Raw genomic sequence first — 15,267 nt, 5'->3', positions numbered from 1 at the left:
GTGCCGGTAACGCCGACAGGGAGGGACACCGTATGAACCCCAACCGAATCGCGATTGCGGCCGCCGCCGTCGCCGCTGCCGCTCTGGTACTGACCGGCTGCGGATCGCAGGACAGCAAGACCGGTGGCGGCAGTTCGGCTGCGGGAGGCACCAGCGGTGTCTCTGGGGCACCGACCACCGCGCAGGTCGAGGTCGGCAACACCATCAACTACAGCGCGGTGGGCACCACCCGGGACCTCGATTGCGGCACCGGCAAATCGCTGACCGTGGGCGGCGCCAACAACACGCTCACCGTCAAGGGCACCTGCGCGAAGGCGAACATCGGCGGCACCGACAACAAGGTGACGTTCGAAAAGGTCGACCACGAGCTCGACGTCGTCGGCATGCACGCCACCGTCACCTACAAGGACGGGTCGCCGAAGGTCACCAACACCGGTACCGGCAACACGGTCACCAAGGGCTAGCGCACCGCCTTCACGACTGAGCGCCGTGTCGGCCCGCTCCCCCGGCGAACCGCTGCGCACCCGCCAGCGACTCCTCGGCCACCTGGGCCAGACTGGCGAACTCGAATTCCATTGCGGATTGCTCGGATTCACCCCACTGCCGCAGCGCCGACATCCGGTCGGCGCGCAGGCACAACTGCGGCAAGGCAGCCAGCTGGTGGGCCAGCTCTTCGGCTTTCTCGCGCGCCTGCCCGCGGGGCACCACCCGGTTGGCCAGGCCGATCTGCAACGCCTCGGCGGCGTCGACGGCGCGGCCGGTGAGGATCAGATCCATGGCACGGCTGTGCCCGATGAGCCGCGGCAACCGGACCGTGCCGCCATCGATGAGCGGGACACCCCAGCGTCGGCAAAACACGCCGAAGGTGGCGTCCTCCTCGACGACGCGCAGGTCGCACCACACCGCCAGTTCGAGTCCGCCGGCGACGGCGTAGCCGCTGACCGCGGCGATCACCGGCTTGGACAGCATCATCCGGCTCGGGCCCATCGGCCCCGGCCCGGTCCGGTGCGTCTGATTCATCTCCGGCGTGCCGAATGCCTTGAGATCCGCTCCGGCACAGAAGGTTCCGTGGTCGCCCCACAGCACCGCGACAGCAGCGGAGTCGTCGCGATCGAATTCGTCGAACGCCCGATGGAGCGCCGCTGCCGTCGGCCCGTTGACGGCGTTGCGGGCCTGGGGCCGGTCGATGACGACGGTCGTCACCGGCCCGTTCTTCTCGACGCGCACGGGCTCGGTCATATTGCCTCCATCGGTTCGTCGCGCCGCGCGACCAGTTCCGCGGCGAAGTCTGCGTAGGCCTGCCGTAATTGCTCGCCGGGCCAGCCGGCCGGCAGCAGTTCTGCAGGTAGTACCGGGTCGGCCAACAGGTGGCGGACGATCGCGGCCGCAGCCACGAACCGGCCGGGAATGTCTGTTGCCGAAGCCATTTCGTCGAGCAGCTGACGCGCGGTGGCGATCCAGGCCGGCAGGTCCCACAGGATGGCGGCCAGGCCCGCGGGGTCGTCGTCCCGGCTTGTCAGCACCCGGGCGTTGGCCGTGATCTCTTCCGGGATTTCGGCGGTCAGATTGGCCGGACGCAGCCACAGACCCTCGCGGAGCTCACCGAACCTGTTCTGTAACAGGTCATTTCGCAGCTCGGCCCGGGTCCGGGCAGCGGCCCCGACCGTGGTGATGACCACGGTCGTCCAATCGCCGTGCCATGGGCGAGTTTTCGGGTCGATGGCCGCATCCTGGCGACGTTGCCGGGCCAGCAGGCGGTCGGCGAGCCGGTAGCCGTCCGCCGAGCGCACCAGATCGCCGGCGCTGACCATCCTGGTCAGCGCCACCCGCAGCGTCTGCTCCTTGATGTCGAAATCCGAAGTGAGCCGGACCAACTCGGCCGCGGACGCCCAGGCCGGATGGGCACCCAGCAGCACGCTGAGCACCACCGAGCGCGCGGTCATCCGCTTCAGCTCAGCCACGGCCGTCAGACCCCGGAGGCAACCCGACCTGCGTCTCCGAACGGATCGTCGCGGTGCCGCACCGCCTGGCGGAACCCGTGCTCGACGGCGTCGGCGACGAAAGCATGCCCTTCGGGCGTGTGCCGGGCGATACCGTCGAACACTGTGCTGACCATCCGGCTGGTCGCAACCCCCTGTTGCAGGAGTGCGGTGTTGCAGGCCAACTTCGCCATGATCAGCTGGTTGACGGGCATCGCCGCAATGCGCGCGACGAGGCGCTCGGTCCGTTCGTCGAGGTCCTCGGGTTCCGGCGCCTCGACCGCCAGGCCCCACTCGGCGGCCTGCGCCCCGGTGAGGCAATCCCCCGTGAACAGAAGGCGTTTCGCGCGCTGGTCGCCCAGCCGGTGGGCCCACAATCCGCCCGCGGGCACGCCCCACACGCGCATCGGTGGATAGCCGATCTTGGCGTCGGAGGCCGCGATCACCTGGTCGGCATGCAGCGCGATGTCGGTGCCGCCGGCCACGCAGTAGCCGTGGATCTTCACGACCGTCGGCTTGTCGCAGTGCATGAGGCTGGAGAAGCCACGGACGAACCGGCTCATCATCTGGTAGTCGATCATGGGATCCCAGGGCTGGTTCGGCAGGTGGTTGACGGCCTGGGTCTTGCCGTCGAGCACGGTGCCCTGGTACGCCGATCCCCCGGCCGACGATGTCCCATCGGCGTAGGCGCTCAAATCGAAACCGGCACAAAAGCCTTCACCTCGGCCGGACACCAGGATCACGTGCACGTTCGGATCGAGGTCGGCCCGCTCCACACACGCCGCCAATTCCAGCGGGGTGTCCGCGACGATCGCGTTGCCCTTCTCCGGACGGTTGAACGTGATCCGGGCGACGCGGTCGGCGACCTCGTACGTCATCGTCTTCAGATTGTCGAAATCCACAAACTCACCTTTCCCGCGAGTTGACACAAACTGTCGAAAACCGCGGTTTTGGGACAGCTTTGGGTCAGCTCGACAGTTGAAGATCAGCCCTTGACGAGGGCGCGTTCGATGATCGGCGCCACGTCGAGGCCGGTGGGCAACGTGCCGAACGCACCACCCCACTGGCGGTCGAGGCGGCTGACGAGGAACGCCTCGGCCACCGCGGGGTGCCCGTGGCGCACCAGCAGCGCGCCCTGCAACGCCAGCGAGATGTCCTCGGCGACTTTGCGTCCGCGGTATTCGAGGGTCTGCGGATCGGTCAGCTGCGCCTTGAGTGCATTGACGTGGGCGTCCAGGCGGGGGTCCTGTGCCTGTGCCAACTCGTCGAGCAGCACCTCGATGCACTCGGGCTTGGTGGCCATGGCGCGCAGGGTGTCCAGCGCGCTGACGTTGCCCGAGCCTTCCCAGATGCCCATCAGCGGGGCCTCACGATAGAGCCGCGGCATGCCCGACTCCTCCGCGTAGCCGTTGCCACCGAAGCACTCCATGGCCTCCGCGGCGTGCGGCGTCGCGCGCTTGCACACCCAGTACTTGGCGGCAGCCAGACCGATTCGGCGGAACAGGCTTTCGCGCTCGTCGCCGCGGACAGCACGGTCGGTGGCCCCGGCCATGCGCATCGCCAGCATGGTGGCGGCCTCGGCCTCGACGGCCATGTCGGCCAGCACGTTGCGCATGAGCGGCTGGTCGATCAGGTAGGCACCGAACGCCTTTCGATGCTGGGCATGGTGCACGGCCTGGGTCAGACCGGTGCGCATGCTGGTGGCGCTACCGAGCGTGCAGTCCAGTCGGGTCAGGTTGACCATCTCGATGATGGTCGGCACACCGCGGCCTTCCTCACCGACCAGCCAGGCCGTCGCGCCGTCGTACTCGATCTCACTGGAGGCGTTGGCATGGTTGCCGAGTTTGTCCTTGAGCCGCTGGATGAACATCCGGTTGCGGCTACCGTCCGGCAGGACCCGGGGCAGGAAGAAACAGGACAACCCGCCGGGCGCCTGCGCCAGCACCAGGAACATGTCACCCATCGGCGCGGAGGTGAACCACTTGTGACCGCGCAGCGAGTAGCTGCCGTCGCCGTTGGGGGTGGCCTGGGTCGTGCCTGCGCGGACGTCGGAACCGCCCTGCTTCTCGGTCATCGACATGCCCGCCGTGATACCCGCTTTGGTGGCAGGCACTTTCAGCTCTGGGTCGTACACCCGGCTGGTCAGCAGCGGCTCGTAGATCTTGGATAGTTCGGGGTTGAACCGCAGCGCCGGGACGACGGCATAGGTCATCGAGATCGGGCAGACGTGGCCCGGTTCGGGAGTCCAGGCCGACATCTTCGCCGCGCGGACGACGTGGGCGCCGGGGCGGTCGTCGGCCCACGGTGCGCCGTGCAGACCGTGGGTCACCGCGGCGTTCATCAGCTGGTGGTAGGCGGGGTCGTATTCGACCTCGTCGATGCGGTGGCCGTAGCGGTCGTGCGTGTGCAGGATCGGAACGTTGCGGTCCGCGAGCTCACCCCAGCGCTGCACGACGCGGCTGCCGCTGAGGGCGCCGACCTCGTGGACCTCGTCGACGCCCCACGCTCCGCCTTCGCGAATCAGGGCCTCGGCGAGCGCCGGGAAGGTGGCGGGGTTGTAGTTCTCGAGCGGGGGAACTTGATTGGTGACGACATGCGTATCACTCATGCCATCACTATTACATTTTTCCTACAGTCGCACAAGAACTGTATATATCACTGGTGGCGCACCACGACCTCGGTGGCGGGATCCCCGCGGTGCACGAAATACCCCAGCGTCACGATGACGAACCAGATGGCGCCCACCAGGATCGCCGTCCGCCCGTCGTCGGTGAAGAACAGCAGCACGACCACGAGCGCCAGGAACCCGAGCGCCAGGAAGGTGGTGTACGGCGCCCCGGGCAGGCGGTAGTCCGACGCCGGCAGCACGCCTGCGGCCACCTGTCGCCGATACAGCAGGTGCGACACCAGGATCGAGCCCCACACGAAGATGATGCCGATGGTCGACACCGACGTGATGTAGGCGAACGCCTTGTCCGGCGACCAGTAGTTCACCAGGACGCCGACGCCCATGGTCAGGGCCGAGAAACAGATGGCCAGCATCGGCACGTGGCGGCTGCTCAGCGCCTGCAGGCCGGCGGGCGCGTCGCCGCGCTGGGCCAGGCTGCGCACCATGCGGCCCGTCGAGTAGATGCCCGAGTTGCACGACGACAGCGCCGCGGTCAGCAGAATGAAGTTCACGATGCCCGCGGCCGCCGGGATGTTCAGGTACTGGAACACCGCGACGAACGGGCTGTGGCCGGCGTGGTAGTGCCGCCAGCCCTGAACAGACAAGATCACGAGCAGCGCGCCGACGTAGAACAGGCCGATGCGGAAAGGCAGCGTGTTGATCGCCTTGCGCAACGTCACCTTCGGGTTCTCCGCCTCGCCCGCGGTGACACCTACCAGCTCGACGCCCACGTAGGCGAACACCACGATCTGCAGGCTCAACAGTGCCGAGCCGAGGCCCGTCGGGAAGAAGCCGCCGTCGTTCCACAGGTTCGCAACCGTCGAACCCGGACCGGGAGCCATACCGGTGAACGGCAGAAGCACGCCGATACCGATGAGGATCATGCCGATGATCGCGGTCACCTTGATCATCGAGAACCAGAATTCGGCCTCACCGAAGACCTTCACCGAGATCAGGTTCGCGATGAAGAGCACCACCAGGACGACCAATGCCGTCACCCACTGCGGGACGTCGTGTCCCCACGGCCAGTACTGCACATACTTGCCGGCCACGGTTATCTCGGCCATGCACGTGGTGGCCCACACCGCCCAGTACGTCCACCCGTTCGCGAAACCGGCGAACCGGCCCATGAATTCGTCGGCGTACTCCGAGATGCTGCCTGAAACCGGGCGGTACACCAGCAATTCACCGAGTGCCCGCATGATGACGAACACCGCCAGGCCGGCAAGGAGGTATGCCAGGATCAGCGCCGGGCCGGCTTTCTCGATGGCCCCACCCGCGCCGTAGAACAGGCCGGTACCGATGGCCCCGCCGATCGCGATCATCTGCACGGTTCTTGCAGACAGACCGCGCTGATAACCGGCGTCGGGAGTCTCTGTCACCTCAGTGTTGGCGTCTTGCACCCGAGGTGTCTATCACAATTGTCGGTTTGACTAAACGTTCTCGCGGAGGAACGCGATGTCGTCCTTACGGCCGTCTTCCGACGTCTCGCAGATGACCGGGGCATCCGCGGCGCGCACCACCGCTGCCAGCAACTGCGGATCGATCTGACCCATGCCGAAGTTGGCGTGCCGGTCGGCTCCGGAGCCGGCGGCGTCGCGGGAGTCGTTGCAGTGCACCAGATCGATGCGGCCGGTGATGGTCTTGATGCGTTCCACCGCGTCGACCAGCGCCTCCCCCGCCGCCCAGGCATGGCAGGTGTCGAGGCAGAAGCCGATGCCCTTGTCGCCGATGCGGTCCCACAGCCTGGCGATGGTGTCGAAGTGCCGAGCCATGGCGTGATCGCCGCCGGCGGTGTTCTCCAGATACACCGGCACGTCGGTCGTGAGGGCGTCGAGCGCCTTCACCCACCGCTCGAAACCGGCGTCCATGTCGTTGTCGTCGGCGTGCCCACCGTGCACGATGACGGCCGTCGCCCCGATCTCCGCCGCGGCGTCGCAGGTGTCCTGCAGGATCTTGCGCGACGGGATGCGCACCTTGTTGTTGGCCGACGCGACGTTGATCAGGTACGGGGCGTGCACATAGAGAGGCACAGCGGACGCACGTAGCGCCTCGGCGTCCTCGCGGGGCGCGGGCTTTTTCCAGCTCTGCGGGTTGCCGAGGAAGAACTGCACCGCATCGGCGCCGTCGGAGGCGGCAGCGGCCAGAGGATCGGTGTTGTCGACATGCGAACCAATCAGCACGGGCCCAGTCTAGGGCGCGGTCCCGACAACGGTTACCAGCTACCGAACCGGGTATTTGCCCCAGCAGCCATATGCGCTGCAGCCGGCGTTGCTGCCGCGCTGATCCGCAAAGTCCTGTGCCCGTTAGGAACCTGCGAAGTGCGCGATAACAGACCCGTCGAAAACGGTTGGCGCAGAACGCACACCGTCGCACAACAGCGCACCAGCCCGGCCCCGGCCACCGTGAGCTGCGTCACGAAGTGAACCGATCGGCGCTGGGTCTCGTGACCCCGGGTAAAGGAGAACAAATGAGCGTAATCGCAAGTGTCCGTGGAGAACTGCCCGCCAACCGGTACACCCAGGATGAGGTGACCGACGCACTCCTGGCGCTGCCAGGCTATGCCGAGCATGCAGATGCCATCCGCAAACTTCATCGCAGCGCCAAGGTCGCCAGTCGACATACGGTCCTGCCGTTGGAGGACTACGCCGGCATCACAGACTTCGGCCGCGCCAACGACGTGTTCATCGAACATGCTGTGGCCCTCGGCTGCGCCGCCGTTCTCGGCGCCCTGGAGGAAGCCGGATTGAAGCCGGCCGATGTCGACGTCATCTACACCACCACTGTCACCGGCGTGGCGGTGCCGACGCTGGACGCCCGGATCGCCGGACTGATCGGCTTGCGGCCTGACGTGCGGCGGGTACCGATGTTCGGGCTGGGCTGCGTCGCCGGTGCCGCCGGGGTGGCTCGCGTCAACGACTATTTGCGCGGGGCACCCGACAGCGTCGCCGTGCTGCTGGCCGTGGAACTGTGCTCGCTGATACCCAAGACCGACCCATCGATGGCGACCGTCGTCGGCTCGAGCCTGTTCGGCGACGGAGCCGCCGCGGTGGTCATGGTCGGCGACCGCCGCGCCGCGAGCGTCGACGCGTCCGGGCCGGAGGTGCTCGACTCGCGCAGCCACCTGTACCCCGATTCGCAACGCACCATGGGCTGGGACATCGACTCCAGTGGCTTCCGCTTGGTGCTGTCCCCCGACGTGCCGAAGGTCGTCGAGCAGTACCTCGGTGACGACGTCACGGAATTCCTTGCCGTACATGGACTTCAGACCACTGACATCGGTGCGTGGGTGAGCCACCCCGGCGGCCCGAAAGTGATCGAGGCGATCACCGCGACTCTCGGACTGCCCGATGACGCACTCGAGCTGACGTGGCGATCGCTGGCCGAGGTGGGCAATCTCTCGTCGGCCTCAGTGCTGCACGTCCTGCGCGACACCATGGCCAAGCAGCCACCGGCCGGCAGTGCCGGGCTGATGATGGCAATGGGTCCGGGGTTCTGCTCGGAACTCGTCCTACTGCGCTGGCGCTGACCCGGTGATCTGGTACTTCGCTCTGATTGCGGTGGTCGCCATCGAGCGCCTCGCCGAACTCGTCGTCTCCAGGCGCAATCTCGCCTGGTCGCTGGCTCGGGGTGGCCGCGAATACGGGTTCAGCCACTACCCCGCCATGGTGCTGCTGCACCTCGGCCTGCTGGTGGGCTGCGTGATCGAACCGCTGCTACTGCACCGACCGTTCCTCCCCGCACTGGGCTGGTCGATGCTGGCCGTCGTCGTGGCCGCGCAGCTGCTGCGGTGGTGGTGCATCACCACACTCGGGCCGCAGTGGAACACCCGCGTCATCGTCGTGCCCGGAGCACAGCGGATCGTCGGCGGCCCGTATCAGTGGATCCCGCACCCCAACTATGTGGCGGTGATCGTCGAGGGCATCGCGTTGCCACTGGTACACACCGCGTGGCTGACAGCGGTGGTGTTCACGGTGCTCAACGCGCTGCTGCTGCGCACCCGGCTGAAGGTCGAGAACACGGCGCTGGCGAGCCTGTCGTGATCGACCTGCTGGTGATCGGCGGCGGTCCGGCAGGGCTGGCGACGGCGACGTACGCGGCGCGCGCCGGTCTCGAGACGGTCGTCGTCGAGCGCCGCCCGGGCACGCTGGACAAGGCCTGCGGCGAAGGCATGATGCCGCACACCCTCGCGCAGCTCGATCGGCTGGGCGTGCAGGCGCCCGGGCACACGTTGCGCGGGATCAGCTACCACGCGGGCGCCACCCGGGTCGAAGCTGCGTTCCGCGGCGGTGTCGGCCGCGGGGTCCGCCGGACGACGCTCCACGCGGCGATGTCCGACGCCGCGCGGGCCGCGGGCGTGAAGTTCGTCCAGGGCGCCGCCGGCGCGATCGCGCAGGACGCGGACGGTGTGCGGGCCGGCGGGCTCCGGGCCCGCTATCTGGCCGCCGCCGATGGCCTGCACTCACCGATCCGTCGCGATCTGGGGCTGTCCCTCCCGGCGGCCGGCCCACGCCGCTGGGGTATCCGCCGGCACGTGCAGATGGCACCGTGGACCGACCACGTCGAGGTGCACTGGGGCAGCGAGGCCGAGGCGTATGTGACGCCGGTGGCCGACGACTGCGTCGGCATCGCGATCCTGTCGGCCGGCCGCGGGGGCTTCGATTCGAAGTTCGCTGCGTTCGACGAATTGCGGCAGCGCGTGGCGGGCCACGAGCTCGGACCAGACCGGGCGGCCGGACCGCTGCGGCAGCGCGTCCGGAGTCGGGTCGCGGGCCGGGTGCTGCTGGTCGGCGATGCCGCCGGCTACATCGACGCGCTGACCGGCGAAGGTCTGGGTCTGGCGTTCAGCGCCGCCGAGACGCTGGTCGACTGCGTCGTCCGGGATCGGATCGACGAGTACGACCGGCGCTGGCGCACCCTGACACGTCGCTACCGACTGCTCACCGAGGCTCTGGTCCGGGCCGGGGCCGTGCCTGCGCTGCGGTCTCGCATCGTCCCGGCCGCAGCGGCGCTACCTCAGGTATTCGCCGCAGCGGTGAATCAGCTCGCTTACTGAGTGCCGCACTACTGCGGGACCTTGTCCAGCATGGCGTTCTGGATGGCCATCGCCGCGCCCGCCGGATCGGCCGAACACACCAAGTTGTCGACGACGACGCGATTTCTGGCCGCCATCGTCCGCGTGCACTGGATCCCCGGCCCCACCACGGACTGCATCGACAACGCGTCTGGCTGGACCTGAAGCGCCTGGTTGTGTTGGGCGCCAGACTGATCGGCGACCTTCAGTACCACGTCGCTGTTGGCGCACTGCTGCCACACCGCCTGCTGCGCGCCGATCCAGGCACGCGCCGCGCCGGGATCAGGGAACCCGACAGCACCCGCACTCACCTGTGCCCCCGGCGATGCCGTGCTGGTGTAGTTGACGTAATACATGCCGATCTGCCCGCTGCCGTCGAGTGCTGCGTGCAAGCCGTTGCTGGCGATGACACTGCACTGGGGTGGGGTGAACGTGACACTCAAACCGACGCCTGCGTGCCGCCACGTCGCGGTCTTGACCAGGCTCGGATCGTTCGTGATGCGCCGGAGCTCGTCGACAGGCAAAGCGACGGCCTGCAGGTCCGGACCCGGAGCCGGCGCCGCGACCGCGCTGGTGGTCGACGGCGCGACGGTCTGTGGCGCAGCAGCCGGACTGCCGCCGACTGACGTCGTGCATGACGTCAGCAGAGCGACGGCGGCACCGAGCGCCAAAGCCATTGGTACGCAATGCTTTACTGAGATGGTTGTCATGCCGGCACCTTCCCGGCGATGAGGTTGACCAGCGCCGCTGCGTTGGCGCCGACCGCGGCGGGGTCACCGCCGCACACCGTCACGTCGATGACCACATTGCTACGGGAACTGATACCGCGGCCGCAGTTGCCGCCGGGCTCGGGGGGCGCGGTGCGGTTGTTGACCAGAGTCTGTACATCACCCGCGGCAGCCGGGGCACCGATCACATAGGTTGCCGGCGGCACCGTCTTGACCTGGACCGACTTACCCGAGCACCCCTGCCACCCCTTCGTTGTCGCGGTTACCTGGTCCCGGGCGTCCTGAGCTGTCTCATAAAGAATCGCCGACGTGATGGCCGAGAAGCGGGCGGAGCCGTCGGCCGGCGCATAGTCCTGGGTACGTACCAGCACGACGGGACTCTCCGAGTACGGCTGGATGGCTGCATCGGCGAACGCCCCCACACACGTCATGTCCGAGGCGTAATCGTCGGGCAGCAGCGAGAGGGCATCATGGCTCTCGCTGATTCCGAGATTGGGCACATTGACCGCGCCGCTGACCTGATTCCCTTCGGGCATAAGGCCTTTGAGCTGGTCCAACTGCACCAGCGGCCCGGGCGGCGGCGGTGGTGGCGGCGGTAGTGCGCTGGTGCTCGCCGGAGTGCTCGACGCTGACGTGGACGACGTCGTCGTCTGTGAGTTACTGGTGCTGTCTGAGCCGCAGCTCGCAGTCGATCCCACCAGAACGACAGCGGCCATGACGATATGCAGTCGCAAAATAGTCCCCTCCCCCAGGGACAGTCTCGCACGAGAACGCAAACGTCCCCGACACTTTGCAGTGTCGGGGACGTTCACGTGCGGGGCGGGGAAATCTCCCCGCGCAACTAGCTAGCGGTAGTCGCTGTACCCGTAGTCATCCAGCGGCACGGCAGCACCAGTGGCCTGGCCGAAGTCCGGGCTGTAGTACTGATCCTCGTAGGACGGGATCGTGTACGCCGCAGCGCGGGCTTCTTCGGTCGGCTGAACCTGGATGTTGCGGTACCGGTTGATGCCCGTACCAGCCGGGATCAACTTACCGATGATCACGTTCTCCTTCAGACCCTGCAGCTTGTCGCTACGGCAGTTGATTGCCGCATCGGTCAGCACGCGAGTGGTCTCCTGGAACGACGCCGCCGACAGCCACGAGTCCGTGGCCAGCGATGCCTTCGTGATACCCATCAGCACCGGACGTCCGGCCGCGGGCTCGCCGCCCTCGGCCACGACGCGACGGTTCTCGGTCTCGAACTCGCTGCGCTCGGTCAGCGAACCGGGCAGGAACTCCGTGGCGCCCGAGTCGATGATCGTCACGCGACGCAGCATCTGCCGGACGATGACCTCGATGTGCTTGTCGTGGATCGACACACCCTGTGCGCGGTAGACCTCCTGGACCTCCTTGACGAGGTGAATCTGCACCTCGCGGGGGCCCTGGACGCGGAGCACCTCGTGGGGGTTCGCCGAACCCTCCATGAGCTGCTGGCCGACCTCGACGTGGTCACCATCGGCCAACAGGCGCTCGGTGCCGTCGTCGTGCTTGAAGACGCGCAGGCGACGGTTACGACGCGGCAGCTTGTCGTAGACGACTTCCTCGCCACCATCGTCGGGAACGATGGTGATCTTGTAGAACTTGTCGTCCTCTTCCAGCTGCACCCGGCCGGCCACGTCGGCGATCGGAGCGACGTTGCGGGGCACCCGGGCCTCGAACAGCTCCTGCACGCGGGGCAGACCACCGACGATGTCGGCGCCACCGGTAACACCACCCTGGTGGAAGGTACGCATCGTCAGCTGAGTACCGGGCTCACCGATGGACTGGGCGGCGACGATACCGACGGCCTCACCGATGTCGACCAGCTTGCCGGTGGCCATGCTGCGGCCGTAGCACTTGGCGCAGACGCCGGTGCCGGTGGCACAGGTCAGCACCGAACGCACCTTGACGGTGGCGATTCCCGCCGCCAGCAGGGCCTCGATCGCCGGGTCACCGAGATCGTGACCACGCTCGACGACGACGTTGCCGTTGGCGTCGACCGCGTCCGTAGCGAGGGTCCGCGCGTAGGCGGACGTCTCGACGTGGGCGTCGCGCACCAGCGAACCGTCGGCCTGAACCTCGGCCAAGGTGACGGTGACGCCGCGCTCGGTCTCACAGTCGGTCTCACGGACGATGACGTCCTGCGACACGTCGACCAGACGACGGGTCAGGTAACCCGAGTCGGCGGTACGCAGAGCGGTATCGGCCAGACCCTTACGAGCACCGTGGGTGTTGATGAAGTACTCCAACACCGTCAGGCCCTCGCGGAAGGACGACTTGATCGGGCGCGGGATGAACTCACCCTTCGGGTTCGTCACCAGACCCTTCATGCCGGCCAGGGTGCGGGTCTGGGTGAGGTTACCCGTGGCGCCCGACTTCACGATCGTGATGATCGGGTTGTCCGCCGGGTAGTAATCCTCCAGAGCCTTACCGACCTCTTCGGTGGCCTGCTGCCAGATCTTGACCAGCGACTCGTTGCGCTCGTCGTGGTTCAGACCACCGCGCTGGTACTTCTTCTCGATCGCGTCGGCCTGGCTCTCGTACCGCTCCAGGATCTCCTGCTTCTGCGGCGGCACCAGAACGTCGGCCATCGAGACCGTCACGCCCGAGCGGGTCGCCCAGTGGAAACCGGCGTCCTTCAGCTTGTCGACGGTCTGCGCCACGACGATCATCGGGTAGCGCTCGGCGAGATCGTTGATGATCGCCGCCTGGACCTTCTTGTGCATCTGCTTGTCGACGAACGGGTAGCCCTTCGGCAGCAGCTCGTTGAAGAGCACGCGGCCCAGGGTGGTCTCCGCGGTCCACGCGTCGCCCGGCTTCCAGCCGTTCTCGAACAGCTGGGCCTCGATCTCGGCCGGCGGGCGCAGGTGCGTCAGCCGGATCTTGATCTTCGCGCGCACCGACAGCGCACCACGGTCCATGGCCATGATGGCCTCGGCCGGGCTGCTGTACACGCCCTGGTCCGCGCTGTCCTTCGTGGCGGCCACGAACTCGCCGGTGTCACCGGGGATTTCGGTGGTCAGGAAGTACAGACCGGTCACCATGTCCAGACGCGGCATGGCGAGCGGGCGGCCCGACGCCGGCGACAGGATGTTGTTCGACGACAGCATCAGGATGCGTGCCTCGGCCTGCGCCTCCGCCGACAGCGGAAGGTGCACGGCCATCTGGTCACCGTCGAAGTCGGCGTTGAACGCCTCACACACCAGCGGGTGCAGCTGGATGGCCTTGCCTTCCACCAGCTGCGGCTCGAAGGCCTGGATACCCAGGCGGTGCAGCGTAGGTGCACGGTTCAGCAGCACCGGGTGCTCGGCGATGACCTCTTCGAGGACATCCCACACCTGGGGACGCTGACGCTCGACCATGCGCTTGGCACTCTTGATGTTCTGCGCGTGGTTCAGGTCGACCAGACGCTTCATCACGAACGGCTTGAACAGCTCGAGAGCCATCAGCTTCGGCAGACCACACTGGTGCAGCTTGAGCTGCGGGCCGACGACGATGACCGAACGGCCCGAGTAGTCGACGCGCTTGCCCAGCAGGTTCTGCCGGAACCGGCCCTGCTTGCCCTTGAGCAGGTCGGACAGCGACTTGAGCGGACGGTTGCCCGGACCGGTGACCGGCCGGCCACGACGGCCGTTGTCGAACAGCGCGTCCACAGATTCCTGCAGCATGCGCTTCTCGTTGTTGACGATGATCTCGGGCGCACCGAGGTCGATCAGTCGCTTCAACCGGTTGTTGCGGTTGATGACGCGGCGGTACAGGTCGTTCAGGTCGGAGGTCGCGAAGCGGCCACCGTCCAGCTGCACCATCGGGCGCAGCTCCGGCGGGATCACCGGCACGGCGTCGAGCACCATGCCCATCGGCGAGTTCCGGTTGGTCTGGAACGCGGCGACGACCTTCAGACGCTTGAGGGCGCGCAGCTTCTTCTGGCCCTTGCCGTTCTTGATGGTGTCGCGCAGCGACTCGGCCTCGGCGTCGATGTCGAAGGTCTCGATGAGCTTCTTGATCGACTCGGCACCCATGGCACCGGTGAAGTACTCGCCGTAGCGGTCCTGCAGCTCGCGGTACAGCACCTCGTCGACGATGAGCTGCTTCGGAGCCAGCTTGGTGAAGGTGGTCCAGATTTCGTCGAGCCGGTCCAGCTCACGCTGGGCCCGGTCGCGCAGCTGACGCATCTCGCGCTCGCCACCGTCGCGCACCTTGCGGCGCACGTCGGACTTGGCGCCTTCCTTCTCCAGCTCGGCCAGGTCGGCTTCCAGCTTCTGCGAACGCTCGGCGAGATCGAGGTCCCGCTGATCTTCCACAGCCTTCTTCTCGACGACCATCTCGGCCTCGAGCGTGGACAGCTCGTTGTGCCGCATCTCGGTGTCGACCGAGGTGATGACGTAGGCCGCGAAGTAGATGATCTTTTCCAGATCCTTCGGGGCCAGGTCCAGCAGGTAGCCGAGGCGCGACGGCACGCCCTTGAAGTACCAGATGTGGGTGACCGGCGCGGCCAGCTCGATGTGGCCCATGCGCTCACGACGCACCTTGGCACGAGTCACCTCGACGCCACAGCGCTCGCAGACGATGCCCTTGAAGCGGACGCGCTTGTACTTACCGCAGTAGCACTCCCAGTCGCGAGTCGGTCCGAAGATCTTCTCGCAGAACAGGCCGTCCTTTTCCGGCTTGAGCGTGCGGTAGTTGATGGTCTCCGGCTTCTTGACCTCGCCGAAGGACCAATTACGGATGTCGTCCGCGGTGGCCAGGCCGATGCGGAGTTCATCGAAGAAGTTGACGTCTAGCACGTAACTCCCTTTCCCC

General features: G+C 67.1%; 13 protein-coding genes. 4 read left to right on the top strand and 9 right to left on the bottom strand.

The annotated features are described in order from the left end of the window. Positions 1-32 precede the first annotated feature (32 nt). Entirely contained in the window at positions 33-464 is a 432-nt protein-coding gene (locus tag AC3WTE_RS16640) for a DUF3060 domain-containing protein (RefSeq protein WP_492439138.1), read from the top strand. Between the two features lie 10 nt (positions 465-474). Here the strand turns inward: AC3WTE_RS16640 and AC3WTE_RS16635 are convergent, their stop codons facing one another. The 6 genes from AC3WTE_RS16635 to AC3WTE_RS16610 form a co-directional block, all read right to left on the bottom strand. After that, complete coding sequence (locus tag AC3WTE_RS16635) at positions 475-1,239, bottom strand: crotonase/enoyl-CoA hydratase family protein (RefSeq protein WP_492439136.1); 765 nt, start codon at positions 1,237-1,239, stop codon at positions 475-477. Next, on the bottom strand, positions 1,236-1,943 hold the full coding sequence (locus AC3WTE_RS16630) for a PaaX family transcriptional regulator C-terminal domain-containing protein (protein ID WP_492439215.1): 708 nt from the start codon (positions 1,941-1,943) through the stop codon (positions 1,236-1,238). The genes AC3WTE_RS16635 and AC3WTE_RS16630 overlap by 4 nt, the downstream gene beginning before the upstream one ends. A 23-nt stretch (positions 1,944-1,966) precedes the next feature. Beyond that, the gene (locus AC3WTE_RS16625) at positions 1,967-2,881 is read right to left on the bottom strand and encodes a crotonase/enoyl-CoA hydratase family protein (protein ID WP_492439134.1); all 915 of its coding nucleotides are present in this window, start codon (positions 2,879-2,881) and stop codon (positions 1,967-1,969) included. A gap of 83 nt (positions 2,882-2,964) precedes the next feature. After that, positions 2,965-4,587: an acyl-CoA dehydrogenase family protein gene (locus tag AC3WTE_RS16620; RefSeq protein ID WP_492439132.1), complete on the bottom strand. Its 1,623-nt coding sequence runs from the start codon at positions 4,585-4,587 to the stop codon at positions 2,965-2,967. Positions 4,588-4,634: 47 nt separating this feature from the next. Further along, positions 4,635-6,050 (bottom strand): amino acid permease, encoded by a 1,416-nt coding sequence (locus AC3WTE_RS16615; RefSeq protein ID WP_492439130.1) that lies wholly within the window; start codon positions 6,048-6,050, stop codon positions 4,635-4,637. 30 nt (positions 6,051-6,080) lie between these two features. Further along, positions 6,081-6,830 (bottom strand): deoxyribonuclease IV, encoded by a 750-nt coding sequence (locus tag AC3WTE_RS16610; RefSeq protein WP_492439129.1) that lies wholly within the window; start codon positions 6,828-6,830, stop codon positions 6,081-6,083. A 287-nt stretch (positions 6,831-7,117) separates the two neighbouring features. Between AC3WTE_RS16610 and AC3WTE_RS16605 the strand changes: the two genes are divergently transcribed. Genes AC3WTE_RS16605 through AC3WTE_RS16595 form a run of 3 tightly spaced genes read left to right on the top strand, consistent with a single transcriptional unit; the run spans position 7,118 to position 9,703 of the window. After that, on the top strand, positions 7,118-8,176 hold the full coding sequence (locus AC3WTE_RS16605) for a type III polyketide synthase (RefSeq protein ID WP_459366689.1): 1,059 nt from the start codon (positions 7,118-7,120) through the stop codon (positions 8,174-8,176). A 4-nt stretch (positions 8,177-8,180) separates the two neighbouring features. Further along, entirely contained in the window at positions 8,181-8,690 is a 510-nt protein-coding gene (locus AC3WTE_RS16600) for an isoprenylcysteine carboxyl methyltransferase family protein (RefSeq protein ID WP_459366690.1), read from the top strand. After that, positions 8,687-9,703, top strand: coding sequence for an NAD(P)/FAD-dependent oxidoreductase (locus AC3WTE_RS16595; protein ID WP_492439127.1), 1,017 nt, complete (start codon positions 8,687-8,689; stop codon positions 9,701-9,703). Before AC3WTE_RS16600 ends, AC3WTE_RS16595 begins: the two co-directional genes overlap by 4 nt. Positions 9,704-9,711: 8 nt before the next feature. On the opposite strand, the gene AC3WTE_RS16590 is transcribed toward AC3WTE_RS16595, so the two are convergent. The 3 genes from AC3WTE_RS16590 to AC3WTE_RS16580 all read right to left on the bottom strand — a co-directional run bounded on the left by AC3WTE_RS16590 (position 9,712) and on the right by AC3WTE_RS16580 (position 15,251). Then, positions 9,712-10,431, bottom strand: coding sequence for a sensor domain-containing protein (locus tag AC3WTE_RS16590; protein ID WP_492439125.1), 720 nt, complete (start codon positions 10,429-10,431; stop codon positions 9,712-9,714). Beyond that, positions 10,428-11,165: a sensor domain-containing protein gene (locus tag AC3WTE_RS16585; protein WP_492439123.1), complete on the bottom strand. Its 738-nt coding sequence runs from the start codon at positions 11,163-11,165 to the stop codon at positions 10,428-10,430. The genes AC3WTE_RS16590 and AC3WTE_RS16585 overlap by 4 nt, the downstream gene beginning before the upstream one ends. A gap of 129 nt (positions 11,166-11,294) precedes the next feature. Further along, positions 11,295-15,251, bottom strand: coding sequence for a DNA-directed RNA polymerase subunit beta' (locus AC3WTE_RS16580; protein ID WP_492439121.1), 3,957 nt, complete (start codon positions 15,249-15,251; stop codon positions 11,295-11,297). Positions 15,252-15,267: the final 16 nt, after the last annotated feature.

Source organism: Mycobacterium sp. FW102-FHT13B02, from assembly GCF_058790275.1.
Note: the sequence above shows the minus strand (reverse complement) of the source record. Positions and strands in the feature narration are given on the sequence as shown.

Excerpts from the sequence above, each read along its gene's own strand:
- AC3WTE_RS16590 (WP_492439125.1), bottom strand. The coding sequence starts at position 10,431 with ATGACAACCATCTCAGTAAAGCATTGCGTACCAATGGCTTTGGCGCTC.
- AC3WTE_RS16635 (WP_492439136.1), bottom strand. The coding sequence starts at position 1,239 with ATGACCGAGCCCGTGCGCGTCGAGAAGAACGGGCCGGTGACGACCGTC.
- AC3WTE_RS16585 (WP_492439123.1), bottom strand. The coding sequence starts at position 11,165 with ATGGCCGCTGTCGTTCTGGTGGGATCGACTGCGAGCTGCGGCTCAGAC.
- AC3WTE_RS16620 (WP_492439132.1), bottom strand. The coding sequence starts at position 4,587 with ATGAGTGATACGCATGTCGTCACCAATCAAGTTCCCCCGCTCGAGAAC.
- AC3WTE_RS16630 (WP_492439215.1), bottom strand. The coding sequence starts at position 1,943 with ATGACCGCGCGCTCGGTGGTGCTCAGCGTGCTGCTGGGTGCCCATCCG.
- AC3WTE_RS16605 (WP_459366689.1), top strand. The coding sequence starts at position 7,118 with ATGAGCGTAATCGCAAGTGTCCGTGGAGAACTGCCCGCCAACCGGTAC.
- AC3WTE_RS16640 (WP_492439138.1), top strand. The coding sequence starts at position 33 with ATGAACCCCAACCGAATCGCGATTGCGGCCGCCGCCGTCGCCGCTGCC.